Annotated in this window: 22 protein-coding genes; 13 read left to right on the forward strand and 9 right to left on the reverse strand. The window is 74.7% G+C overall.

Annotated elements, in window-relative coordinates; genetic code table 11:
• Positions 1-38 precede the first annotated feature (38 nt).
• The 3 genes from ACIQUT_RS16020 (at position 39) to ACIQUT_RS16030 (ending at position 2,171) form a co-directional block, all read left to right on the forward strand.
• Positions 39-764: a nucleotidyltransferase domain-containing protein gene (locus tag ACIQUT_RS16020; RefSeq protein ID WP_403563514.1), complete on the forward strand. Its 726-nt coding sequence runs from the start codon at positions 39-41 to the stop codon at positions 762-764.
• Positions 765-856: 92 nt separating this feature from the next.
• Positions 857-1,468 (forward strand): nucleoside/nucleotide kinase family protein, encoded by a 612-nt coding sequence (locus tag ACIQUT_RS16025; protein ID WP_403563515.1) that lies wholly within the window; start codon positions 857-859, stop codon positions 1,466-1,468.
• Between the two features lie 160 nt (positions 1,469-1,628).
• Positions 1,629-2,171 (forward strand): hypothetical protein, encoded by a 543-nt coding sequence (locus ACIQUT_RS16030; RefSeq protein ID WP_403563516.1) that lies wholly within the window; start codon positions 1,629-1,631, stop codon positions 2,169-2,171.
• Between the two features lie 69 nt (positions 2,172-2,240).
• Here ACIQUT_RS16030 and ACIQUT_RS16035 read toward each other — a convergent pair whose 3' ends face one another.
• From ACIQUT_RS16035 to ACIQUT_RS16050, 4 genes are all read right to left on the reverse strand, one after another.
• Positions 2,241-3,332, reverse strand: a complete 1,092-nt coding sequence (locus ACIQUT_RS16035; RefSeq protein WP_403563517.1) for a GNAT family N-acetyltransferase — start codon at positions 3,330-3,332, stop codon at positions 2,241-2,243.
• 67 nt (positions 3,333-3,399) lie between these two features.
• On the reverse strand, positions 3,400-3,603 hold the full coding sequence (locus tag ACIQUT_RS16040) for a hypothetical protein (protein WP_403563518.1): 204 nt from the start codon (positions 3,601-3,603) through the stop codon (positions 3,400-3,402).
• Between the two features lie 85 nt (positions 3,604-3,688).
• A complete protein-coding gene (locus ACIQUT_RS16045; RefSeq protein WP_403563519.1) occupies positions 3,689-4,252 on the reverse strand; it encodes a hypothetical protein in 564 nt (187 codons plus the stop codon).
• Positions 4,253-4,379: 127 nt separating this feature from the next.
• Positions 4,380-5,171: a hypothetical protein gene (locus ACIQUT_RS16050; RefSeq protein ID WP_403563520.1), complete on the reverse strand. Its 792-nt coding sequence runs from the start codon at positions 5,169-5,171 to the stop codon at positions 4,380-4,382.
• Positions 5,172-5,336: 165 nt separating this feature from the next.
• Between ACIQUT_RS16050 and ACIQUT_RS16055 the strand changes: the two genes are divergently transcribed.
• The 4 genes from ACIQUT_RS16055 to ACIQUT_RS16070 all read left to right on the forward strand — a co-directional run bounded on the left by ACIQUT_RS16055 (position 5,337) and on the right by ACIQUT_RS16070 (position 15,350).
• Positions 5,337-7,145 (forward strand): methyltransferase, encoded by a 1,809-nt coding sequence (locus tag ACIQUT_RS16055; RefSeq protein WP_403563521.1) that lies wholly within the window; start codon positions 5,337-5,339, stop codon positions 7,143-7,145.
• Positions 7,146-13,292, forward strand: a complete 6,147-nt coding sequence (locus ACIQUT_RS16060; RefSeq protein ID WP_403563522.1) for a beta-ketoacyl synthase N-terminal-like domain-containing protein — start codon at positions 7,146-7,148, stop codon at positions 13,290-13,292.
• Positions 13,289-15,061: a hypothetical protein gene (locus ACIQUT_RS16065; RefSeq protein ID WP_403563523.1), complete on the forward strand. Its 1,773-nt coding sequence runs from the start codon at positions 13,289-13,291 to the stop codon at positions 15,059-15,061. The genes ACIQUT_RS16060 and ACIQUT_RS16065 overlap by 4 nt, the downstream gene beginning before the upstream one ends.
• Positions 15,062-15,137: 76 nt before the next feature.
• The gene (locus tag ACIQUT_RS16070; protein ID WP_403563524.1) at positions 15,138-15,350 is read left to right on the forward strand and encodes a hypothetical protein; all 213 of its coding nucleotides are present in this window, start codon (positions 15,138-15,140) and stop codon (positions 15,348-15,350) included.
• 442 nt (positions 15,351-15,792) lie between these two features.
• Here ACIQUT_RS16070 and ACIQUT_RS16075 read toward each other — a convergent pair whose 3' ends face one another.
• Positions 15,793-16,524 carry a hypothetical protein gene (locus tag ACIQUT_RS16075; protein WP_403563525.1) on the reverse strand — a complete coding sequence of 244 codons (732 nt, stop codon included), beginning with the start codon at positions 16,522-16,524 and terminating at the stop codon, positions 15,793-15,795.
• Between the two features lie 166 nt (positions 16,525-16,690).
• Positions 16,691-17,236 (reverse strand): flavoprotein, encoded by a 546-nt coding sequence (locus ACIQUT_RS16080; protein ID WP_403563526.1) that lies wholly within the window; start codon positions 17,234-17,236, stop codon positions 16,691-16,693.
• Positions 17,237-17,350: 114 nt separating this feature from the next.
• On the opposite strand from ACIQUT_RS16080, the gene ACIQUT_RS16085 reads away from it, so the two are divergent.
• A complete protein-coding gene (locus tag ACIQUT_RS16085) occupies positions 17,351-18,526 on the forward strand; it encodes a helix-turn-helix domain-containing protein (RefSeq protein WP_403563527.1) in 1,176 nt (391 codons plus the stop codon).
• 84 nt (positions 18,527-18,610) lie between these two features.
• Positions 18,611-18,943, forward strand: a complete 333-nt coding sequence (locus tag ACIQUT_RS16090) for a DUF6415 family natural product biosynthesis protein (RefSeq protein ID WP_403563528.1) — start codon at positions 18,611-18,613, stop codon at positions 18,941-18,943.
• Positions 18,944-19,103: 160 nt separating this feature from the next.
• Here the strand turns inward: ACIQUT_RS16090 and ACIQUT_RS16095 are convergent, their stop codons facing one another.
• From ACIQUT_RS16095 to ACIQUT_RS16105, 3 genes are all read right to left on the reverse strand, one after another.
• Entirely contained in the window at positions 19,104-19,700 is a 597-nt protein-coding gene (locus tag ACIQUT_RS16095) for a dihydrofolate reductase family protein (RefSeq protein ID WP_403563529.1), read from the reverse strand.
• 94 nt (positions 19,701-19,794) lie between these two features.
• The gene (locus ACIQUT_RS16100) at positions 19,795-20,664 is read right to left on the reverse strand and encodes an SGNH/GDSL hydrolase family protein (protein WP_403563530.1); all 870 of its coding nucleotides are present in this window, start codon (positions 20,662-20,664) and stop codon (positions 19,795-19,797) included.
• Positions 20,645-21,220, reverse strand: coding sequence for a PadR family transcriptional regulator (locus ACIQUT_RS16105; RefSeq protein ID WP_403563531.1), 576 nt, complete (start codon positions 21,218-21,220; stop codon positions 20,645-20,647). The genes ACIQUT_RS16100 and ACIQUT_RS16105 overlap by 20 nt, the downstream gene beginning before the upstream one ends.
• Positions 21,221-21,334: 114 nt before the next feature.
• Here ACIQUT_RS16105 and ACIQUT_RS16110 point away from each other — a divergent pair, with 114 nt between their 5' ends.
• From ACIQUT_RS16110 to ACIQUT_RS16125, 4 genes are all read left to right on the forward strand, one after another.
• Positions 21,335-21,760 (forward strand): nuclear transport factor 2 family protein, encoded by a 426-nt coding sequence (locus tag ACIQUT_RS16110; RefSeq protein ID WP_403563532.1) that lies wholly within the window; start codon positions 21,335-21,337, stop codon positions 21,758-21,760.
• A gap of 203 nt (positions 21,761-21,963) precedes the next feature.
• Positions 21,964-22,275, forward strand: coding sequence for an ABC transporter permease (locus ACIQUT_RS16115; protein ID WP_403563533.1), 312 nt, complete (start codon positions 21,964-21,966; stop codon positions 22,273-22,275).
• Positions 22,276-22,549: 274 nt separating this feature from the next.
• A complete protein-coding gene (locus ACIQUT_RS16120; RefSeq protein ID WP_403563534.1) occupies positions 22,550-23,665 on the forward strand; it encodes a mechanosensitive ion channel family protein in 1,116 nt (371 codons plus the stop codon).
• A gap of 131 nt (positions 23,666-23,796) precedes the next feature.
• Positions 23,797-24,243, forward strand: a complete 447-nt coding sequence (locus tag ACIQUT_RS16125; protein ID WP_403563535.1) for a DUF6153 family protein — start codon at positions 23,797-23,799, stop codon at positions 24,241-24,243.

Raw genomic sequence — 24,243 nt, forward strand, 5'->3', positions numbered from 1 at the left:
GGGCCGCTCGTGATCACGGCCGCTGGCATACTCCCGGCATGACCGACGACCCGATCGACCTGGTACGGCGCCTCGTGCGCGAGCGGATCCCCGGCGCGCTGTGCGTCGTGCTGGCCGGTTCCACGGCGGCGGGGCGGGCGACCGCGAGCAGCGACCTGGACGTGGCGGTGCTCCTCGGCGACGGCGGCCGCACCCGCCGGGAGACGCTGCGGTTCGAGGGCCGGCTCGTGGAGCTGTTCCTCCACACCCGCGCGGGCCTGGCGGAGCTCTTCGCCTCGGATGCCGCCTCGCGGCGTGCGGTGCTGCAGAGCATGTACGCCACGGGGCTGGTGCTGGTCGACACCGACGGCACGGCCGGGTGGGCGCGGGCGCTGGCCGAGGCCGAACTCGCCGCAGGGCCCGCCCCGTTGGGACCGGAGGTGGTCGAGGCGAAGCGGTACGGGCTGACCGACGCGCTGGACGACCTCGGGGACGCGCAGGACCCGTACGAGCGGCTGGCGGTGGCCGGGGTCGTCCTCGCCGGCTCCGCCGAGCTGCTCCTGGACCACCGCCGTGCCTGGGCCGGCGGCGGGAAGTGGCTGCCGCGCCGGCTGCTGGCGGCCGATCCGGAGCTCGGCGGTGCGCTGCTCGAAGGCCATCGCCGGCTGTGCGCGTCGGGGGATCCGGCGGGTCTGGCGGAGGCGGCGACGGCGGTGCTCGGCCTGGTCGGCGGGCCGCTGCGGGAGGGCTACCGGCGGGAGTGGCGGGGCGTCGCCCCGGCCTGAACCGCTCCCTTCGCCTCCGCCGGCCGCGGACACCGCCCGGGGCGGTGCGGGGCCGGGGCCGGGGCCGTGCGCGGTTCGGGGAGGATGGGCGGATGGACATGACAGAGGTGGAAGGGCGGGCCCGGCGGCTGGCCGAGGCGGGCGGGCGCAGGATCCTGGGGATCGCGGGCGCGCCCGGCGCGGGCAAGTCCACGCTGGCCGCACGCCTCGCCCGGGTCCTCGGGCCGGGCCTCGCCGCGGTGGTTCCGATGGACGGGTTCCACTTGGCGCAGGCCGAGTTGGTGCGTCTGGGCCGGGCCGACCGCAAGGGGGCTCCGGACACCTTCGACGCGGCGGGGTACGCGGCCCTGCTGCGCCGGCTGCGGGACGGCGGCCCGGAGGCGGTGTACGCGCCGGCTTTCGACCGTGCGCTGGAGGAGCCGGTGGCCGGGAGCATCCCGGTCGGGCCGGGCGTGCCGCTGGTGATCACCGAGGGGAACTACCTGCTGTACGAGGCGGGTCCGTGGGCGGCGGTGCGTCCGCTCCTGGACGAGGTGTGGTTCCTGGCCCCGGACGACGGGCTGCGGGTGCGGCGGCTGGTGGACCGGCACGTGCGCCACGGCAAGGCGGAGGCGTACGCGCGCGACTGGGTCGCCCGCTCCGACGAGGCGAACGCCCGCCTGATCGCGCCGGGGCGGTCCCGCGCCGATCTCGTGGTGGAGTGAGACGGCCGTACCGGTGCGGTGAAGTGACCGCTACCGACGGTGAGTTGTCCGACGCGGTCGCGTGTCCTCCGCTTGTTGTCGGTGAGACGTGGCAGACTCCGTCCTTGATCACGGGGGCGTCGGGCCCGCGTGTGTTCGACGTGCGGATCTTGGGAGAGTAGTGCGCAAGGCGAAGTGGGCGGCCGCGGCTGCCGGTGTGGTGCTGTTGGTCGCGGGCTGTGGCAGTGAGGGCGGTACGGACCAGGGCAAGGGTGCCGACGCGCCCAAGTCCGGTTCCTCTGCCGCGGCTTCCGCCCCGGGGGCGGGCAGGGACTCGGGCGGGTCCCTGGATGCCGCGGCGGTGAAGAAGGAGATCGACACCGCGGCCACGGGGGCCGGCTACGCGGAGAAGCCGGGGGACGACGTCCCGGCGAACCTCAAGTCCTGCATGGTGTCGTGGGTCGCGGACGCCAAGAAGGCCACCGACTCGAAGAAGTCCTACGACGACACGGTCGCCGCCCTGGCCAAGGGTGGGTGGAAGGAGTCCCGGACCTTCGACCAGCAGGGATCGGTCATCAAGTCGCTGGACAAGAGCGGCTGGACCGTCAAGGCGAGCCACGCGGGCAAGGCCGGGGCACTGCTGGTGGTCCAGTTCGTCGCCACGGACAACGGTCCGACGTGCGCGAAGGCCTTCCAGGAAGACCTCGCCAAGAACAAGCAGTAACGGCCCGATCCGACCGGCTGTCACCCGGGTCCCCGCACGGGCGTGCGGGGACTCTGGTGACCCGGCGGGTCAGTCGGCGGGGTCGGTCTCGGGTTCGTCGGTCCACGTGAAGGACTCGATGAGCCAGGTGCCGGACGCGGTGCCGAAGCGGAAGGTCTTGCGGCCCCAGGCGGAGAAGGGGACGCCGTCCCGCACGCCCCACTTGAAGTACTCCCCCGAGCGGGTCGCGCGGCCGTCCGCCACCAGGGTCACGGCGGCGACCTCGGCCTCGGTGAAGTCGGTCAGTCCCGGCCCGTTGAGCAGTGCCTCGCGGGGTGCGAGGAAGGCGTCCACGTCCATGCGGTCGACGGTGCCGTCCTCGGCCACCCGCTCGATCACCGCATCGGGTGCGAGCACCGCGCGGGCGGTGTCCAGGGCCACGGGTCCTCCCCCGACGCGGGTGAACGCCGCGTAGAACGCCGCGGTGAGTGCGTCGACGGCCTTCTCGTCGGCCGAACGCGGCCTGCCCCGGCGCCATTCGGCGGCGAGGACCGCGAACTGCGAGGTGCTCTGCCAGGCGCCCTTCCGGTGGACGTCGTCACGGGCGACGGCCTCGTGGCGCATGCCGACGCGGCGCATCAGGGCCGCCGAGGCCGTGTTCTGCACCGCGCACACGCCGAAGACGCGGTGCCATCCGAAGGTGTCGAAGGCCAGGCCGAGGGCGGCCGTGACGGCCTCCGTGGGGATCCCGGTGCCGTGCACGTCGGGATGGAAGGCGAAGCCGACCTCGCCGGTCAGCGGGGCCCGTCCGTCCCGCTTGAGCAGGACCTCGCCGACGACCCGCCCGGTCCCGGTCTCGACGGCGAGGTCGAGCCAGTCGCCGGGCTCCGCGAGCGCCTCGCCGGCCGGCATCCGTTCCAGGGTCCGCTGCGTGTCCTCGCGCGTGTGCGGCTCGTGCGGGAGGTACCGCGCGACCTCGGGGAGGGAGCGGTGGGCGTGGATCGCGTCGAGGTCCCCGGCCCGTACGGGGCGCAGGGCGAGCCGCCCGGTCCGGACGGGATAGTCGGGCCGGACCGGCGTCCGGTCGGTGACGGCGCTCGGGTCGTTCAGGTCGTTCTGCTCGGTCGAATCGGTCGGATCGGTCGGATCGGTCGGATCGGTCGGGAGGTTCCGGCTGGTCATCTGGCTCCCCTCGTTCGCATGCCCGCATCCTGCCCGACGGGGTCGGGCCGGGGATACGGGTGAGGGGTCAGTCGGGCGGCTCCTGCGGGCGTGGTTCCGGGGCGGGCTCCGACGGGCCCGCGGGCGGACCGGGCTCTTCCGGCGGCGCGTCGGAAGGCGGCGGCAGGTCGGGGGACTTGGGCGGGTCGGACGAGGGCGGGGAGCCCGGCGGCCGGGGCGGGACGTCCGGGACGTCCGGGTCCGGGTCCTGCGGGGCGGGATGCGAGTTCATGACGGCACTCCAAAGCGGCGGAACCCCACAGCCCGCGCCTGCCCCGACGCCCGCGGGGCAAACCGCGTCCGCCGGGGCCGGACGCTCAGGCGTCCCGGTCCTCCCGGGGCCGCCGGCTCGCGGCGATCACCGTGGCGGCGGCGAGGAGCAGCGCGGCGCTCAGGGCGGATCCCCACGGCGAGGTGCGGCCCTCGGCCTCCGGTGCCACGCGCCGCCGCGGATCGTAGGCGACGCGGACCTCACCGCCGACGGGGGCGGCGCGCCGGTCGTCCTTGAGCTCGGACGGGTATCCGCCGGGGCAGTCCAGGGTGTGGCGGTGGACGGTCTTCGGCCCGGGGCCGCCCTCTCCGTAGGACTGCCGGACGGTGCTGTCGACGGCGCGGACGACGCAGAGGGCGACCTCGCTGCGCACCGCGACCCGGTCGGCGGCGGCCACGGTCGCCAGCAGCCCCAGGGCCAGTGCGACGGCCCCGAAGAACCCGCGGGTGCCTGCGACGGCCGTCCAGTACACCGCGCAGAGCAGGGCGATCAGGGTGCCTCCGCCGGCCAGGGCGGTGCCGGCGGACGGCGCGGAGGCGCCGGTGAAGCACCAGTGGGCCCAGCCGTATACGGAGCCCGCGGCGAGCAGCGGCCCTGCGGCGGCCGCCACCCGCGTCCCCGCACGGGACCCGGACGCCCGGGATCTGGACGCCGCGGCGCCCGGCACCCCGCCCGCCCCTGTCATGGACACCACCCCCGTGACGACGGACGCCGGTTGCGGCGCCGGCGGTTGCCGGTCAGTGCGCGGCGGCCGCGGAGCGGCCGGAGCCATGCCCGGGGCCGGGCGGGGCGTCGGACCGCCAGCCGTCCACGGCCACGGCAGCGGCGCCCAGGGCGGCGAAGCCGAGGGCGGTGTGGAGGAGCAGGCCGATGCCCGCGGCCCAGAAGAAGGCCGGCCCGGCCCAGTCGCCGCTGCCGCCGAACAGGCCGGCGAGGAAGGCGACGAGGGTCGCGAGCACGGCGAAGAGGAGCAGCAGGACCGCGCAGAGGCCCGGAAGCAGGGCGGGCAGGAAGCCGAGCAGCCCCGTGTACTCGTTGCCGTTGCGCACGGCGAGGGCGTACGCGGCGACCACGAGCAGGGCGCAGACGACGGTGTAGGTGCCGTTGGCCCCGCCCCACCGGAGGACCTCGCGGGCGTCGCCGACGGGAGCACCGCCGAACATGTCGCGCAGGTTCGCGACGAGGACGGAGGCGAAGAAGTGGCAGGCGGCGAGCCACAGGGCCTGGACGGTGAGCACGGTCACGGTCGTCAGCGCGGCGAACACCCTCCGGTCGACCGGGAGGCTCTCCACGTGCCGGACGCTGTACCGTCCGGCGGCCGCGATCCCCCGGCCGGCGGTGCGGGCCGCCCGGTAGGCCTCCCGGCCGCTCACGTACCACATCCAGGCGGTGATGAGGGTGGTGAGGACGATGCCCGTGAGGCTGCCCGCGCCGAGCCACGAGCCGACGAGGTCGCGTACGACCTCCCAGAGCTGCGGCGCGTCGGGCAGCACGCCGCCCGAAGTCTCGGCCTGGGCCGTCACCGTCATCTTCTCCTCCGGGAAAGCGGAACCGTCAAGGACGGCTGTCCGCACCGAGGTTAGGGGATCGGACCTGACAACACCTCGCGTTATCGGGCGTCCTGGCGGCTGCCGGAGCATAGGTTTCGCTGATCCGGCGCCGTTTCGGGGGGGCGCCCGTCCGAGGGGCAGAGCATGACGGAACAGCAGGCCGGGGCCGCGGTCCTGGATGCCGAGGACCTCACGGCGATCGGTGAGGCCGCCGCGCTCGTACGCTCCTCCGGGACCGTCACCCGGATGCTGCGCACGCTGGCGCCGGCGCTGAGCGACGGGGAGCGGGAGTCCCTCGGTGCGTGGTGCGTGCCCGCGCACGCGGCCGTGCTGGTGTTCCCGCGGCCCCGCGCGGACGTGGCCGGCGCCTTGGCGGGGCTGGGGCTGAAGGCGGGCGCGCCGATGCCCAGCACCGTCGTACGGGACCGGCTCCGCGCCCGCTACGGGATCGCGCCGGAGGCGCTGGAGGTGTCGATCGTCCGCGCGGCCGCCGCCACCCCGGAAGGGGAGCTGGGCGAGATCGAGGTGTTCTGCCTGCCCGTACCGGACGCCGCGCAGGACGCCGCACCGGACGCCGTGCCGGACGAGTCCGCCGTGTGCCTCCACCACCTGGTGCGGCGGGAGCGGGCGGAGCGCAACGAGGCGCACATCGCCTTCCGGGTGACCTCCACCGACGAGGTCGTCTTCGCCGGGCTGCGGCACCTGCTGGTCGAGCGGGCGGGCATGCGGCCCGACGGCGGCGGCTACAACCCGCACGAGGACGTCACGGTCCTGTACTTCCGCTCCGCCGCCCCCGGCGGAACCCCGTACGGGCGCCTGGAGTTGCTCATGCCGGGCCACCGGGCGCCGGCCCTCGCCGCGCACCGCCTGCCGGTGCAGGACGAGCCGGCCCGCGTGCTGCTGGAGCTGATGACGGGGGCCTGGCAGACGCAGGCCATCGCGGTCGGCGCCGAGCTGGGCGTCTTCGACGCGCTCTCCCCCGGTGCCGGGGGCCCCGCCGCGGCGGCCGGCCTGGCGGAGCGGGTCGGCGCGGACGCCGACGGGCTCGGGCGCCTGCTGCGCTACCTGTCGACGCTCGGACTGCTGGTCGGCCCGTACGGGCCGGACGGCGACACGTACGCGCTGACGGGGCTCGGCGAGCTGCTGCGCGAGGACGCCCCGCACTCGATGCGGCCGCTGGCGCTGATCTACGGCGGCCCGTTCTACGAGTCGTTCGGCCGGCTGCTGTACGCGGTGCGGACGGGCCGGGACGCGTTCCTGCACCACTTCGGCGCCCACCACTTCCCGTACTTCGCGCAGAACCCGCCCTGGGACACGGTCTTCGACCGGTCGATGCAGGCGAGCTCCCCCATGTTCGGGCCGGTCCCGGCGGTCGTCGACCGGCCCGGGGTCGACGTGGTCGTGGACGTGGCCGGCGGCAACGGCGAGCTGATGGCGCAGATCCTGGGCGCCGCGCCCCGGCTGCGCGGCGTGCTGCTGGAGCGCGAGCACGTGGTCGCGGCGGCTCGGGAGCGGCTGGAGCAGGCGGGGACCGCGGACCGGTGCACGTTCCTCACCGGCGACTTCACCCGGTCCGTGCCCGGCGGCGGGGACGTGTACGTCCTGTCGCGGGTGCTGCACGACTGGGACGACGCGCGGTGCCTGGACATCCTGCGCAGGTGCGCGGACGCGATGCCCGCGGAGGGCGAACTCCTCGTCATCGAACGGCTCCTGCCCACGGACGGCGGCGAATCCCTGGCCGTGGCCTGGAACCTGCACATGCTGTGCAACGTCGGCGGCCGCGAGCGGACCCTCGACCACTACCGCGGCCTGCTCGCCGAGGCCGGGTTCGACCTCGTGGACACCATGCCCCTGCCGCTCGACGGCTCCCTGCTGCGCGCCCGCCGCCGCAGCACCGCCGCTGCCTCCGCTGCCTCCGCCCTGCCCGCCTTCACCCGTTCGGAGCACGCATAAATGGCCATCCACCCCCATGACTACCCGACCACCCCCGAGCCGGAAGGCACCGGCGGCTGGACGACCCCCCGGCCCACCCTGCCGGAGCTGTTCGCGGCTGCGGTCACGGCCGGCGGCGACGCCACGGCCGTCGCCGCCCCGGACGCCGCCGGCACCCGGTCCTGGCAGGACTGGCGCACGGACTCCGACGCCTTCGGCCGGGCCCTGCAGGACCTCGGGATCCGGCCCGGCGACGTGGTGGCGGTCCAGCTGCCCAACTCCTGGGAGTTCCTGGTGGCTCACGTGGGCATCGCCGCCGTCGGCGCGGTGCTCCTCCCCCTGCACAGCACGCTCGGCACCCGCGAGGTGACCGCCCTCCTGCAGCGCACCGCGGCCCGGGCCCTGCTGTACCCGGGCGCCGCGGAGCCGCCCGCCCGGGCGGAGCTGCCCGAACTGGAGTTCCTGATCCCGGTGGGTCCCGACGCCCCGCGCGACGGCAACGGGCCCGGGCCCGGCCCGTACGAGGCGCTCTTACGGGAGCGGCGCGGCCTCGCTCCGCACCCCGTCGAGGTCACCCCCGACATGCCGCTGGTGCTGATGCCGTCCTCCGGCACCACCTCCGCCCGCCCCAAGATCTGCATCCACACGCACGGCGGCCTGCTCGGCAACGCCACGGTCACCGCGTTCGAGGCCCGGTCCTCCACCGCGGACACCCTCGTCAGCGCCAGCCCCTTCACCCACCTGTTCGGCCTGTTCTCCGTGCACCTCTCCCTCATCGCGACCGGCAGGCAGGCGCTGCTGCCCCGCTGGGACGCCGACGCCTTCCGGGAGCTGGCGGCCGCGACCGGGGCGAGCGTGCTGTTCGCCGTACCCGCCCAGCTGCGCGACCTGGTGGAGACGCCCGGACCGGTGGCTGCGCTGCGGGAGGTCCGGACGGGCGGGGCGGCCGTGCCGGCGGCCCTGGTGGCCGGCGCGCGCCGGGTCCTGGGCGCCGTGACCGTCGTCCAGTGGGGCATGTCGGAGGTCGGGGCCGGTCTGAGCACCTCCCCCGACGACCCGCCCGCGGTCGCCGCCCGCAGCATCGGCCGGCCCGTCGGCGAGGGCCGGGTCCGGGTCGTCGGCGAGGACGGCGCGCCGTGCCCGGCCGGGGAGACGGGGGAGCTCCAGTTCCGGGGGCCGTCGCTGTTCCGCGGCTACCTCGCCGACCCGGAGGCCACCGCCGCGGCCCTGACCGCTGACGGCTGGCTGCGCACCGGCGACCTGGCGTGCCGGTACGAGGACGGGACGATCGGCTACCGGGGCCGGCAGGCGGAACGGATCAACGTCGGCGGGCTGAAGTTCAGCGCGTCCGAGGTGGAGGCGCTGCTCGCCGACCTGCCGCAGCTGGCGAACGCGGCGGTCACCGGACGGGCCGACGACCGGCTCGGCGAATACCCGGTGCTGCTGGCCGAGTTGAGGCCGGGGGCCCGGCTCACCTTGGAGGACGTACGGGCGCATCTCGCGGCCCGGGGCGTCGCCGCGTACAAGTGGCCGCTGGAACTGGTGGTCGTGGACGCCGTTCCCGTCACCCCCACACGGAAGGTGGCCCGCGGCCGGCTGGCGGCGCTGCTGGCGCAGCCGGTGCGGGAGGCCGTGCCGGCCTGGGCGCAGCGGATCGCCGGCCTTCCCGAACGGGCCGCCCTGGACACGGCGCTGGCCCTGGTACGGGAGCAGGCGGCGGCAGTGGGCGGTGCCCGCCTGGCGCAGGCGGACACGGCGGTGAGCTTCCGCTCGGCCGGGCTCGACTCGCTGGGCGCGGTGCGCCTGGCGGCCGGGCTCGGGGAGTGTACGGGGCTGGCGCTGTCGACGACGGCCGTGTTCGACCATCCCACGCCCGGGCACCTCGCCCGGCACCTGGTCGGCCTCGCGACCGGGGCCACGGGAGGCTCCTCCGGGACACCCGCGGCGGCCCCCGGCCCAGGCGAGGGCAAGGGCCCGGGCCCGGCAGGGGATGCGGACGCGGAAGCGGTGGCCGTGGTCGGCATCGGCTGCCGCTTCCCCGGCGGCATCGCCTCGCCCGAGGACCTGTGGCGGCTGCTGGCCGCGGGCGACGAGACCGTGGGCCCCTTCCCGGCGGACCGCGGCTGGGACCTCGACCACCTCCACGACCCCGACCGCAGCCGGCCCGGGACCTCGTACGTGCGCCACGGCAGCTTCCTGGAGGGCGCCGCCGACTTCGACGCGGAGTTCTTCGGCCTGTCGCCCCGCGAGGCCCTGGCCATGGACCCGCAGCAGCGGCTGCTGATGGAGACCGCCTGGGAGGCGCTGGAACGGGCCGGCATCCCGCCGTCCGCGCTGCGTGACTCCCCCGCCGGGGTGTTCGTCGGGCTGATGTCCTCCGACTACGCACCCCGCCTCCAGGAGGACCCCACCCTGCACGACGGGCTGCTGGTGACGGGCAACGCCTCCAGCGTGGCGGCCGGCCGGATCGCCTATACCCTCGGGCTGACCGGGCCGGCGCTCACCGTCGACACGGCCTGCTCCTCCTCCCTGGTGGCGCTGCACCTGGCCCGGCAGGCGCTGCTGCGGGGCGAGTGCTCGCTGGCGCTGGCCGGCGGGGCGTCGGTGATGTCGACCCCGGCGTCGTTCGTGGAGTTCAGCCGGCAGGGCGCCCTCTCGCCGGACGGCCGCTGCCGCGCGTTCTCCGCCTCGGCGGACGGGGCCGGCTGGTCGGAGGGCTCCGGGATCCTCGTCCTGGAGCGGTTGTCGGACGCCCGCCGGGCGGGGCGGCCCGTCCTGGCCGTGCTGTCGGGCTCGGCGGTCAACCAGGACGGGGCCAGCAACGGGCTGACCGCGCCGAGCGGCCCGGCCCAGCGGGAGGTCGTCCGGCTGGCCCTGGCCGACGCGGGCCTCGCGCCGGCCGATGTGGACCTGATGGAGGCGCACGGCACGGGTACGCCGCTGGGCGACCGCATCGAGGCGGAGGCCCTGCTGTCCTCCTACGGCCAGGGCCGGGACGCGGAACGGCCGCTGTGGCTGGGCTCGCTCAAGTCGAACATCGGCCACACGCAGGCCGCGGCGGGGGTCGCCGGCGTCATCAAGGCCGTCCTGGCGCTGCGGCACGGGGAGATGCCGCGGTCCCTCCACGCCGAGGAGCCGACCCCGCACGTGAACTGGGCCGCGGGCGACGTACGACTGCTCGCCGCGCCCCGGCCGTGGCCCCGGCCCGCGGACGGCGGCCGGCGTGCGGCGGGCGTCTCGGCGTTCGGGATCAGCGGGACCAACGCGCACGTGATCCTGCAGGATCCGGCGGTCGAGGACCCCGCGGCGACCGACCCGACGGCGGACCCTGCTCCGGATCCGGTGGCGGCCGAAGCAGCGGTGCCGTGGGTCCTGGCCGCGAAGGGCCGGCCCGCGCTGCGCGAACTGGCCACCCGGCTGGGACAGACGGCTCGTGGGGCCGATCCGGCGCGGCTGGGCCGCGCCCTGGCCGTGCACCGCGCCCCGAACGACCCGGCTTTCCGGCGGCGTGCCGTCGTCGTGGCGGACGGGGTGCACGGGGCGGACCGGGCGGCACGGCTGCGCACCGGGCTGGCGGACCTGGCGGCCGGCCGGGAGAACCCCGACCTCGTCACCGGGGTGCTGCCGGCCGGGGAGACCGGCCGGACGGTGTTCGTCTTCCCGGGCCAGGGCTCCCAGTGGGAGGCCATGGGTGCGGAACTGCTACGGGAGTCCCCCGTCTTCGCCGAGGCCGCGGCGGCCTGCGACGAGGCCCTCGCCCCGTACGTGGACTGGTCGGTCCTGGCGGTGCTGCGCGGCGACGCCGGTGCCCCGCCGTTGACCCGGGTCGATGTCGCGCAGACGGCCCTGTTCACGATGATGGTGTCGCTGACGGCGCGGTGGCGCTCGTACGGGGTCGAACCGGATGCGGTGCTCGGCCACTCGCAGGGCGAGATCGCCGCTGCGTACGTGTCGGGCGCGCTGACGCTGCCGCAGGCCGCCCGGATCGTCGCCCTGCGCGCCCGCGCGGTGCGCGGGCTGCCCGCCGGGGCGATGGCCGCCGTGTCCCTGCCCGCGCCGGAGCTGGCGGCCCGGCTGGCCGGGCGGAGCGGGCCGCCGCTGTCCGTCGCCGCGGAGAACGCCCCGTGCGCGTCGGTGGTCGCCGGGGACCCCGGGGCGGTCGACGCGCTGCTGGCGGAGCTGGCCGCGGAGGGGGTGCGGGCGCGCAGGGTGGCCGTGGACTACGCCTCGCACTGCGCGGCCGTGGAGCCCCTGGAGGCCGTACTGGCCGAGGACCTGGCCGGGACCCTGCCGGGTGCGGTGTCGACACCGTTCCTGTCCACCGTCGACGGGGCCTGGCTCACCGGGCAGGAGCTCACGGCGGGGTACTGGTACCGCAACCTGCGCAACCCGGTGGCCTTCGCGCCTGCCGTGGCCACGCTGCTGGAGGCGGGCTTCCGGACCTTCGTCGAGGTCAGCCCGCACCCCGTCCTCACGTATGCGGTGCAGGAGACGGCGGAGCGGGTGGGCGTGCCCGCCCTGGCCACGGGCAGCCTGCGGCGCGGCGAGGGCGGCGTGCGGCGCCTGCTGCTGTCGGCGGCCGAGGCCTGGGTGCAGGGCGTCGGGGTCGACTGGGCGGCCGTGTCCGCGGGGTCCCGGCCGGTCCCGGCCGAGGTGCTGCCGACCTCTCCCTTCCAACGGCGGCGGTACTGGCTCTCCGTCCGGCCCGCGGCACGTCCGGCCGGGGCCGGCGAGGGGATCGAGGCCGCGCCGCCGGGCGAGGCGGCAGCGGGGCACGCCGCGGCGGCGAGACCGCTCGACGCGGACGAACTGCTGCTCCTGGTACGGGAGTCCGCGGCGGCGGTGCTCGGCTACGGCGATGCGGACTCCGTGGACCCGGACCTGCCCTTCCTGGAGCTCGGCGCCGGCTCGCTGGCCGCGGTGGAGCTCCGGGGAAGGCTCTCCCGGGCCCTGGACCTGGCGCTGCCCTCGACCGTGGTCTTCGACCACCCGACCGCCCGCGCCCTCGCCGCCCACCTGTGGGAGCAGCCGGCCCCCGCCCCCCGGCCGGAGAACGCCACGCCAGGGGCGCGTACGAGCCGGCGCTCCCCGGACACGGACGGCGGTTCGGCAGCGTCCCGAAGGGCCGCGGGGAACGGCGCGATCAGCCCCCACCGGGCCGCAGACGACCTCCCCCAGCCTCCGGCCGGGGGGACCCCCACCTCGCTTCGCTCGCCCATCGCGGCACCTCCCGCGGAGCATGCGGTTCTCGCCGGGCCGCTGCCCGACGGGCTGTCGGGGCTGTTCCGGCAGGCTTCGGCGGAGGGCCGCGGTGCGGTGGCCGTGGAGCTGCTGGCGACCGCTTCCCTGCTGCGGCCTTCGTTCACCTCGGCGGAGGCGCCCGGGCTGGTGCAGCGGCCCGTGCGGCTCGTCGTCGGCGGTGACGGCAGTGGCCCCGTACCCGCGCTGGTGTGCCTGCCGTCGCTGGTGCCGACGGGCGGACCGCACGAATACACCCGACTGGCCGCCGAGTTCGCGGGACGGCGCAGCGTACTGGCGTTGCCGCACCCCGGGTTCGGGCCGGGCGAGGCGCTGCCCGCCGACCTCGGCGCGCTGGTGGACGTCCATCTCGGGGCGCTCGCGCAGTGTGCGGACGACGGGCCCGTGCTGCTGTGCGGGCACTCGTCCGGCGGGTGGATCGCATGGGCGATCGCCGCGCAACTCGCCCGGCAGGGCAGCCCGGCGGCCGGGATCGTGCTGATCGACACCCCCTGGCATGAGAGGGCCGCACCGTCCGACGACCTGACGCTGCTCCTCGCCGAGGCCGAGCGCCGTCACCGCGCCGCGGACGGGAACGGGGAGATCGGCACGACCCGGCTCACCGCCACGGGCGGCTACCTGCGGATCCTGCGGGGCTGGCGGCCCGAGGCGCTCGACGGGCCCGCGCCCGCCCTGCTGCTCCGTGCCCGGGAGCCGATCGGCCGACCCGTCGCCTGGCGGCTGCCGCACACGGTCCGCGAGGTGCCCGGGGACCACTTCACGATGATGGAGAGCCACGCCGCGGAGATCGCCGCGGCGATCGACGCCTGGGAGCACGACCGGAACGCGTACGCCCCGGCCGGCGCCGCCCCCGCAGACCGGTACCGGGTCCATAACCACACCGAGGAGAAGCAGGAGACCGCACGGTGATCGACCCCGACCTCCCGAAGCTGTTCGAGGACCCGGTCTTCGACGACTGCACCCCGCGATCGGCGCAGCCGTGGGTCGGGACGTACGAGCGGCTGCGCCACCTCCACGACCGGATCGGCTCGCCGGTGCCGCTGCTCGCCGGCGGGCCGGTGGAGCAGGAACGGCTGCGTTCCCTGCTGGAGTTGACGGCCATGGCCGATCCGGCGCTCTTCCACGTCCTGTTCCTGCACCAGTGCATGGCGATCGGGCCCGCGCTCGACTTCGGGGCCTCGGCCGAGGACGTGGCGGAGCTGGCCTCCGGGCGGTCGGTCGGGGCGGCCATGAACACCGAGGTGGGGCTGGGCAGCAGCAGTACCGCCATCCGTACCGAGGCCGTGTACGACCCGGCGGCGCGCGAGTTCGTGCTCACCTCCCCCGATGCGGCGGCGGCCAAGTACCCGCCGAACGTGGGCATGCCGGGGCTGCCCCGGCTGGCCGTGGTCAGTGCGCGGCTGCACGTGTCGGGCACCGACCACGGCACGCACCTGTTCCTGGTGCCGCTGCGCGGCGGTGACGGCGGTCCGGCGGCCGGCATCGCGATCAGCCCGAGGCCGCGGACCTCGCTGCTGCCGCTGGACTACGCGGCGGTGCGGTTCGAGGGGGTGCGCGTGCCCTACCACCGCTGGCTCGCCGACGGGGCGTCCGTGTCCGCGGCCGGGGAGTTCCACGACCCGCTGGGCGATCCGCGGCTGCGGACGGCCCGCAGCACCGGCTGGAGCCGCTTCGCGTGGGGGGCGGTGACGGCGGGGCTGGCGGCGGTGGCCCGGGCGGCTGTCGCCGTCGCGCTGCCGCACGCCGGGCGCCGGCGCACGGTGGACCGCTGGGGCGCGGTCGCGTACGCCCTGGAGCGGCCCAACCAGCAGCGGCTGCTGTTCGGCGCGGCCGCGCGGGCCCTGGCCGCGACGGCGATGGCCCGGCAGGTCACGGAGGTGAGCTGGCGGATACCGCCGGGCGGCGGCCGGGGGCGGGGGCTGCCGCCGGCGGTCATGGGGGAGCTCGCGCAGGTGAAGGTGGCGGTGGACGGGCTGGCCGACGGGGCGGTGGACCGCTGCCGGGCGGCCTGCGGGGCTGCCGGGTTCTTCTCGGAGAACCGGCTGATCGAGTACCAGGCGCTCACGTCCGCGTTCCGTTCGGCGGGCGGGGACAACCAGCTGATGCTGCTCGACGCCGCATGGCACATGGTGACCGGGGACGCGTACGAGCCGCCGCCCGCGCCGCCGCGGCACGCACCCGACGAGGGGACCGAGCCGGACTGGCCGCTGCTGCTGGGGGCCCGGGAGCGGGCGCTGTACGAGCGGCTGGCGGCCGCCCTGCGCGGCGCGGCCGGGGCCGGGGAGGAGCCGTCGGCGGCATGGCACGAGCACCTGGACACGGCGCAGGCGTTCGCGGAGGCCCACCGGGCGCGGGTGACGCTGCGGATGCTGGCCGCGCAGTGGCAGCCGGAGCCGGGTGGCGAGCCGGTCGGCGCGGAGGGCGGCGCGGAGGGCGAGGTGCGGGCCGGGCTGTACCGCCTGCTGGGGCTGGAGGCCGTACTGCCGCACGCCGACTGGTACGCGGCCGCCGGCCTGCTCTCCCCCGCGGTCGCAGCGGGCCTGGGGCGCGAGCTGACCGCGACGTGCCGCCGGCTGGTCCCGCATGCGGCGGCGCTCGTGGAGCTGCTGGAGGTGCCGCCCGCGGTACTGCGGGGTCCGCTCGCGGGCGGTGACTACGTGCGGGATCTGACGAATTGACGGACTGAGCAGTACATAACCCGGAAGTGTCACTACGCTTCGTGTTTACCGCTCGTCATTCCGGTTACATCAGCTGATGACAGGCACTCAGTACCCGGCGGAAGGCAAGAACATGACCCTTGTCACGGTGCTCATCCTCGTCGCGGTCCTCGGCTGCATCGCCCTCCTCGCGATGGCGCCCGCGGCGCCGGTCCGGGGCAACCCCGACCCCGAGCGGCCGGCCCCGGATCCTGGCGGGCTGAAGACGGTTCCCGGCCAGCGCGGCGTCCACCACCACCGGGCGGGCTGAGCCGATTCGGCAGCGGGGCGGGGCCGTTCGGTGGGGCGGCCGCCTCGGCACGTGTGACGGAGCCCGGGAGTATGTCCAGCTCCCGGGCTCCTGTGTGCCACCCAATTGCGCACACCGGCGGCGTTTAAGAGTCGCGGATCATTCTGAGATCGATGTGTTCTACCTTTGAACTACCGCGCCACGAGAGAGGCACAGAGGGGACTTGAACCCCCATCCATCGATGATCGTCCGCGCTCGGTCGATCCGGTGTTCGGCGGCGAATACTGAGACTGGAGCGAGAATCTGAGATTTACGGGGCCGCCTCTACCACTTGGGCCACCCCGGCTCGTGTGCCGGGGGAGGGATTCGAACCCCCAACCGTTACCCCTGGATCAGCTTCAACTTCAGTTTCAGCTTGCGCTTCACGCGCACCCTCCCCGCTCAAAAGGAGGGAGTCCTGAGGCTACCCGAACAGGTAGCCGAACACCGCATCGCCGACCCGCTGGTCGGTGACCTCGACGCCGTTGGCCTCCTCGCGGGCGAACTTGACGGCCTGCTGGAGCTTCTCCACCCGCTCCAGGAGCTCGTTGACCCGCCGGGCCGGGAGGGCGCCGGAGAACTTCACGGTCGTCCAGTACCCGACCGCGATGTCCTCGTAGTACACCTCGACCTGCGCCGGGTGCTTGTCGGTGGCCTCCGCCTTGACGTGGTTGCGCGGCACCTTCTTGGTGCGGATCGTGCGGACCGCGTCGGTCTTCCAGGAGTCCGTCGAGGGGTCGAGGGTCCAGGACTCCGAGGCGTCCAGCACCGGGAGCTTCCGGACGAAGGTGTGCAGGTCGGTGAGCTGCTTCTCCAGGAAGAGCAGGTACGGGACCGGGACCTGGGGCAGCAGAACCGTTCCGTCGACGACGACGTCCGCGACGGCCGTGCGGTTCGCCCAGTCCTTGGTCGCGGTGACGTCGAAGAGCCGCGTCAGGGTCGCCGCCGTCGCGCGCAGCACGTCCTCGGCCTTGACCTGCACCCGCGTGGACTCGGGCGGCAGCTGCTCCCCCTCCTCGTCCTTGGGCTGGTACGTACGCGCGATGCCGGCGAGCAGCGCGGGCTTCTGGACATCGTGGTGGGCCTGCGTCAGTTCCTGCAGGGACTTGGACTTGACGCCCTTTTCAACGGCGATGATCTGATTCAACTTCGGCACACGGAGAACCTAACACCACACCGGAACCGGCCACATGTCCTTTTTTCTCCGGCCCCGGACGCGAACGGCCTGCACGACCCCCAACGGGATCACGCAGACAACCACTCATCGAACTGCCTCCCCGCCTTCGGCGGGGAGTGAAGTGCGAGGGGGCGCTTTCGTGCGTTCAGGCCCCGTGCACCGGCGCCATGCTGTCCAAGGCGTCCAGGGCCGGCCCCCACGGGTACGGCTTCTTCTCGCCCGGCTGGTTCGGCACGAACCCTCCCTCGCCGTACAGCACCCGGACACCGGCCGACCGGAGCGTTTCCAGCGACAGCGGGAACTGGGGGTGCTGCGCATACGCGGCGTTCACGCACGGCATGACGGCCATCGGGATGCCCTTGCCGATGCCCTCCGCCACGAACCCGACGGCCCACGTATCGGTGATCCCCAGCGCCCACCGGTTGACGGTGTTCATGGTCGCCGGGGCGAACAGCACCGCGTCCGCGGATGGCCACACGTCCGGCCCTCCGGGCCGCTTGTACCGCGTGCGCACCGGATGCCCGGTCAGTGCGGCCAACCCCGGGAGACCGTCCTCCAGCCAGTCGGCGGCCGTCGGGGTCAGGCCCAGGCAGACATCCCAGCCGCGACGCTGCGCCTCTTCCACCACCCTGGCGATCTCGAAAACGGGCGGGGCGGCTGAGCAGAGCAGGTACAAGGTCCTCGTCGTCATGGCTCCCGAGCCTATGCAATCGCCCCCAACTCCCAAGGAGCCGGTGGCGACCGCGCACCCAGCGCCGCGGGCACGGGTACCGTCCTTGATGACGAGTCTTGGACGGAGACCAGTATGCCTCTACCCGACGACGACCACACCGGTTCTCGGATCAGAGAGCAGCGTCGCTTACGACGTCTCTCACAGCGAGAGCTGGCCGACCGAATTCCGTACAGCCTCAGCCTGCTGAACCAGGTCGAGTGCGGTGCGCGCTCCGCAACTCCCGGTTTCGTGGCGGCAGTGGCGCGAGCGCTTGGGGTGGACACGTCCAAGCTGACAGGACCGCCGGCCATGGCACTGCTGCCCTCCGAGCGGCTGCTCGCCCTCGTCGCCCCGATCCGGGAGGCGCTCGACCGGTTCGGCCTCGGGCCGAACCCGGACCTGACCGCTGTCCGGCCGGCGCCCAAGCTGATCGCCGAGGCGGATGGGCTGTGCCGACAGGTGCGTGCCGCGCACCTGCGTGCGGCGGCCAATGCGCTGCCCGGCCTGATCGTGGAACTGACCCACGCTGTGTGGACGGCCCCGTCAGCGTCGCTGTGGCGGGCCCTCGCTTCGGCGTACCGGACCGCCCACGATGTGGCGCTGAAGCTTGACCACCCTGACCTCGCCCGCGTCGCCCTGGACCGGATGGGATGGGCTGCGGAGAGGGCCTCCGACCCGTGTATCGAGGCGGTGCAGCGATACAAGCGGGCGATCCTCTGGCGCTGTGCGACAAGCCTGCCGCTGATCTCGTCGGGGCACGGCCTGCTGGCCGAGGAGACAAGCCGCGAGGCCCTCGCCGTGGCCGGGCAGCTCCACCTCGGGGCGGCCACGGTCGCCGCGAAGAACGAGGACGCCACCGCTTTGGCAACGCATCTGGCCGCCGCCCGCGACCTGGCGGACCGGGTTGGCGGCGAAGCCAGGGAGGTGCACTGGCTCTCGTTCGGGCGGGTCAACGTCCGGCTGCACGAGCTTGGTGCATCGATCGCGATGCGCTGCTTCGATGATGCTCTCGGCCAGGCCCGCGCGCTGAAGCTGCCGGAGTCGATGCTGATGTCGCGCCGGGCTCGCTATTTGGCGGATCGGGCGCTTGTCGAGATGGAGGCCGGCTCCGCCAAGACGTCACTGCGGTACTTGGCGGAGGCCAGGAAGTTGGCGCCGGAACAGACACGGCATCTGCCCGGTACCCGGACCACCATCCGCGGACTGGTGCACATGTCGCGGCGAGCCCCGGACAGCCTCGGGGGGATGGCCCGCTGGATCGGCATCTAGCACTCACAATTCTGTGAGTGTTCGCCCCTCGCCCGGCCGTCACGCTGGTGTCTCCACCTCCTCACGACGGCAGGGAGCACCGGCATGGCAATGCCTCAGAATCACGCGGACGCGACCGCCCTGGTCTCCCGGGCGCTCGCCCCGTACGGGGAGCGGCCCGGTCCGGAGGGCGTTGCGGTGCTCGTCGACGGCCTGGTCACCTGCGGGCAGAGGCTCCATGACGCCCTCTGCGAGATGCCTTCGGAGCAGCGCCCGGTCGGGGCGTTCGAGGCTCTCGCCGAATGGGAGTACTTCGCGGCGGTCGGCCCGCTGGGGTCCGGCCCCCACGCGAACTGGAACCACGCCAGGGGCTTGGCCAGGATCATCCGGCAGCTGATGCGCGCGCTGGAGCAGGCGGCCCGGGCGAGCGCGTCGTGACCCGGCGCGTGCTCGAAGGCCTGTACGGCGTGGCCCTGCTCTCGGCGCTCGGCCTGCTCGTCGCCGGCATCGCACGCACCTGAGCCCCCCGGCCCCTCCGTCTTCGCAGTATTCAGCCCCGCCGGATGAACCAGCGGGGCAGGGGGCCGGGTGGTCAGGGTCAGGAACGGGCGGCGGCGCGGTAGGTGACGACCTGGGCGCCCGCCGGGCCGGTGACGGAGGAGATCAGTTCGAGGGTGCGCAGGCCGCCGTCGGCCGGGAAGACCGACTTGCCGCCGCCGAGCAGCACCGGCATGACCACGAGCCGGAGTTCGTCGACGAGGCCCTCGGCGATCAGGGTGCGGACGAGGGTGGGGCTGCCCATGACCACCAGGTCGCCGCCCTCGCTCGCGCGGAGTGCGCGGATGCGGCCGAGGGCCTCGCCGGCGGCGATGCGGGTGGTGTTCTCCCAGGTCAGGTCCGCGTCCTTGAGGGTGTCGGAAACCACGTACTTGGGGAGGGAGTTCATCCGGTCGGCGAACGGGTCGCCCGCCCGCCCGGGCCAGGCCGCGGCCATGGTCTGCCAGGTGCGGCGGCCGTAGAGCAGCGCGTCGGCCTGGGTGACGGTGTCGGCGAAGGCGCCGCCGACGATCTCCGGGTCGAAGAACGGGTGGGTCCAGCCGCCGTGGGCGAAGCCGCCGTCACGGTCCTCGTCGGGGCCGCCGGGGGCCTGCACGACACCGTCGAGGCTGATGAACTCGCTGACCACGATGCGCATGGGACTCGCTCCTGTTGCTGTCGATCTCCTGGGTGACACAGGAAGAGACACCCGCGGTGCGGCGGAATCATCGCTCCGGCACACGTGATCCCGGTCACACCGGCAGGAGCCGGGGGCGTTTGGCGGTGCGGTCGGTGCCGGAGGATCGGCCGCGCACCCGGCGCAGCAGCCAGGGCCCGAGGAAGCCGGCGGCCCAGCGGAGCTCGGCCTCGGCGGTCCGGCGGCGGGTCGGGGGCGGTACGGGCGGCAGGGGGCGGGTCCAGGAGTCGCCGCTGCCGGGGAGGGCGAGGGCCTCGGCCACGGCGGCGGCGATCCGCGCGTGGCCGAGCGGACTGGCGTGCAACCGGTCCGGGCTCCACAGGCGGGGGTCGGTCACGACGGGGTGGTGGGCGGTCTCGGCGACGGCGACGCCGTGGCGGCGGGCGGCCTCGCGGATCCGGTGGTTGAGGGCGGTGACGCGGGGCGCCAGCGGGCGGGCGAGCGGCGTGATCCGGGAGGCGTCGGGGAAGGTGACGGTGGCGACCCGGGCGCCCTGGGCGGTGAGCGCGGCGAAGACCGCCTCCAGGTGGCCGGCCACCTCGTCGGCGTCGAACCGGGGCCGCAGCAGGTCGTTCATCCCTGCGACCACGGTGGCGAGGTCGGGGCGCAGCGCGAGGGCGGGGGCCAGCTGCTCGGCCCGCACCTGGCCGGCGAGGCGGCCGCGGACCGCGAGGTTGGCGTACAGCAGGCCGGGGTGGTGGCGGGCCAGCTGCTCGGCGAGGCGGTCGGCCCAGCCGCGCAGGCCGGTGGTGTCGTCGCCGTCGCCGAGGCCTTCGGTCTGACTGTCGCCGAGGGCGACGTACCGCGCGAACCGCTCGAACCGCTCGGACGGCTCGGACGGCTTGGACAGCCGGGACGGCTCCAACGGCTCGGGCGGCCGCTCGCCGGGGCGGCCGGAGTCCGGGTCAGCGCTGTCGGCGGGCATCGGCGGCCTCCCTCTCCCCGAGGACGGTGATGGTGCGCTCGCACCACTGCTCGTTGGCCTGCTCGTAGGCGATGCCGGCCAGGCAGGTCAGGTACGGGCCGACGCGCTCGCCGTGGCGGAGGAACTCCTCCTCGGTGCGGCCGCCGCGCATCTTCTCCAGCAGCTGGCCGAAGAGGGCGGTCTTGGCGCGGGCGACCTCGGCGCGTTCGGCGAGCTGCGCGAGGAGCGCGCCGTGGTCGACGTGGTCGGCGGCGTGGACCTTGACCACGAGGTCGTCGCGCATGAAGGAGGGTTTGGCGGCGGCCTCCGTGAACCGCTCCAGCTCGGCGAGCCCCGCGCCGGTGACCGTGAACAGGCGCTTGTTGGGGCGGGTGTCCTGGACCACTTCCCGGCCGGCGACCAGGCCTTCCTTCTCCAGCCGGGCCAGCTCGGCGTAGAGCTGCTGGGGCAGGGCGTGCCAGAAGTTCGCGACGCCCACGCTGAAGGACTTGGCCAGCTGGTAGCCGCTCAGCTCCGCGTCGAGCAGGGCCGCCAGCACGGCGTGGCGCAAGGCCATGGGACCGTCTCCCGTCTCCTCGGCGCCGCCCTCTGGGCAGCGGCACGCCCGCCATGATACTCAAGAATCTGACTACTCACATTGATGAGTATGCACTGAGGACCCGGAGGAGCCATGAACGCAGCCGATCGCTTCCGCGCCGCCGTCGACAGCCGCGACCTCGCCGCCGTGGAGGAGCTGTTCACCGAGGACGTCCGCCTGTTCAGCCCCGTGAAGTTCACACCCTTCGAGGGCCGGCCGATGGTGCTGGGGCTCCTCGGGGTCCTGCTGCGGACCTTCGAGGACTTCCGCTACGTCGGCCGCTTCGACGGCAGCTCCGAGACCACCGCGGACGGCGGCGAGGCCCCGTCCGCGGTGCTGCTGTTCCGGACGACCGTGAACGGCCGCGAGGTCCACGGCATCGACCTGCTGCACTTCGCCGAGGACGGCCGGATCAAGGAGTTCACCGTCATGGTCCGGCCGCAGTCCGCCGTGCACGCCCTGGGCGAGGCGGTGCTGGCCGGCCTCGTCGCGGACGGCCTGGTCCCGGGCGCGGCCTAGCGCACCGGGCGGCCGTCCGCTGCTTCGGCGGGCGGCCGCCGCGACCGGTTGAACACCGCAACCAAGGGGAAGGGCCTGCCGGTTGCCCCGCGCCGGAGGGGCGCGGAGACTGGGATACGGCAGCAGGCAGTACCCGCGCGTGCCCCGGAGTGCCGCGCTCCCAGGTGCCGGCTGCCGGCCCCGGAGAGAGGGGAGGCTCCGCCATGGCCTTCCACGCCTTCCACCGTGCACCGCACGGCGGGGCGCGTCACGACAGGGGCGGCCGGGAACGGCCGGTCCGTCCGCGGTTCTGGGCGGAGATCGTGCTCGGCGGCCTTTCCGCCCTGCTCTTCCTGGTCACGCTGGTCCGGCGGGACTGGATCGAGCTGCTCTTCGGCGTCGATCCGGATGCCGGGAGCGGGGCTCTGGAGTGGCTGATCGTGGCCGTCACCGCGCTGGTCGCCGTCCTGTGTGCGCTCGGTGCCCGGACGGAGTGGCGGCGCGCCCATCCGGCCGGCGCCCAGGCCCCGCGGTAGCCCGCGGCACCGTCCGCTTACGCACCGCCATGAACCGTACGACGGCGGCCGGTTGGGCGCCGGACGCGGAACCCGGCGACCGACCGGCCCGGTCGCGGCACCGCCACCTCCATGCGGCAGGATGGCCATCCGTTCCGGTTGCGTACCCGCGTACGCCCGAACAGGCCCCCACGCACGACAAACTGACAGGTGGCATGGTGACGACACACCCCATACGACGGCCGGCAGCACCCGTCCCCGCTCCCCCGGCCCGGCAGGCCACGGAGGGCGTCCGTTGAACCGGGACCTCGTCCTGCACGACTGGCTCGCGGCCGGTATCTCGCTCGCCGCGGGCGCCCTGGCCGCCCTCCTCCTGCGCGCCGTCCTGAAACGGCTGGCCAAGCACGCCGAGCGGACGCGGTGGGGGGGCGACGACATCATCGTCGACGCGCTGCGCCCTGTCGCCCCGGGCGCGGCCCTCCTCGCCGGCGCCGCGGTGGCCGGCTCGATGCTGCCCCTCACCAGCAGGGTCTCCGGACTGCTCAACCAGACCCTGACCGCGCTGCTGGTCCTCATCGCCACGCTCAGCACGGCCCGGGTCATCGCGGGCCTCGTCCAGTCCGTGGCCCAGTCGCGGACCGGCGTGGCCGGGTCGGCCTCGATCTTCGTGAACATCACCCGGATCGTGGTGCTCGCGATGGGCTTCCTCGTCGCCCTCCAGACGATGGGCGTGTCCATCGCGCCGCTGCTGACCGCCCTCGGCGTGGGCGGCCTCGCGGTCGCCCTGGCGCTGCAGGACACCCTCGCGAACCTCTTCGCGGGCGTGCACATCCTCGCCTCGAAGACGGTGCAGCCCGGCGAGTACATCCGCCTCACCAGCGGGGAGGAGGGGTACGTCGTCGACATCAACTGGCGCAACACCGTGGTCCGCAACCTGTCGAAGAACCTCGTGATCATCCCGAACGCGCGGCTCGCGAAGACGAACATGATCAACTTCACGCAGCCCGAGCAGCAGCTGACCATCCTGGTGCAGGTGGGCGTGGGGTACGAGAGCGACCTGGAGCACGTGGAACAGGTGACGCTGGAGGTGGTCGACGGGGTGATGGCGGAGATCAACGGCGCGGTCCCCGAACACGAGGGCCTCGTCCGCTTCCACACCTTCGCGGACTCCCGGATCAACTTCACCGTGATCCTCGGCGTCGGCGAGTTCAGCGACCAGTACCGGATCAAGCACGAGTTCGTCAAACGGCTGCACCGGCGGTTCCGGGAGGAGGGGATCTCGATCCCCGCGCCCACGCACACGGTCGCGATCCAGCGGGACCCGAAGCCGTCCGGGCTCGGCGCGGCCGTCCCCCAGCAGCGCGCGACCTCGCCGTCCGTACTGGCGAAGGACCCGGCCTCCGGCCGGTAGTGGCAGTTCCCGCAGGCCGGGGGTCCGGTGACGGGGTGGAGGGTCGTCGGGTGGTGCGGGCGGGTGGTTCCGTTCCGCCGGACGGCCCTCCCGCCGCGTCCGCGCGGAACCGGCCTCCGTACGATGGGCCCGTGACCTTTGCCGCGCAGCCGACGAGCCGCCGCCCCGCCGGGCGCGGCTTCGCGCTGCTGGTACTGGTGCTGCTGGCCGGCGTGCTCGGGATGCACGCCCTGTCGCCCAGCCCCGCCGCCGCCCGTCCGGCCGCTGCCGCGCAGGCGGCGCACGCCGGGCACGCGACGGCCGCCGTCCATGCGGCCGCGGCCCCGGTGTCGGCCTCGGCTCCGGCCGTTGACCGGGACAGGGTCTGCTCGCACACCGACGGCGGATCGGGCCACCTGGGCCATGCCGACGCGACCTGTGCGGCCGCCGGCATCGGCTCCGCATACGCGCCTCCGGCCCTGACCGCCGCGCTCGCGGGCGCGGGTCCCGAGCCGGTGCACCCCGGCGCGGTGCCTGCGTCGGCGGCAACCGACCGGGCCCCGCCGGACCTGGCCGAGTTGCAGCTCCTGCGGATCTAG

This window comes from Streptomyces sp. NPDC090445 (assembly GCF_044769385.1).
Lineage (GTDB): Bacteria > Actinomycetota > Actinomycetes > Streptomycetales > Streptomycetaceae > Streptomyces.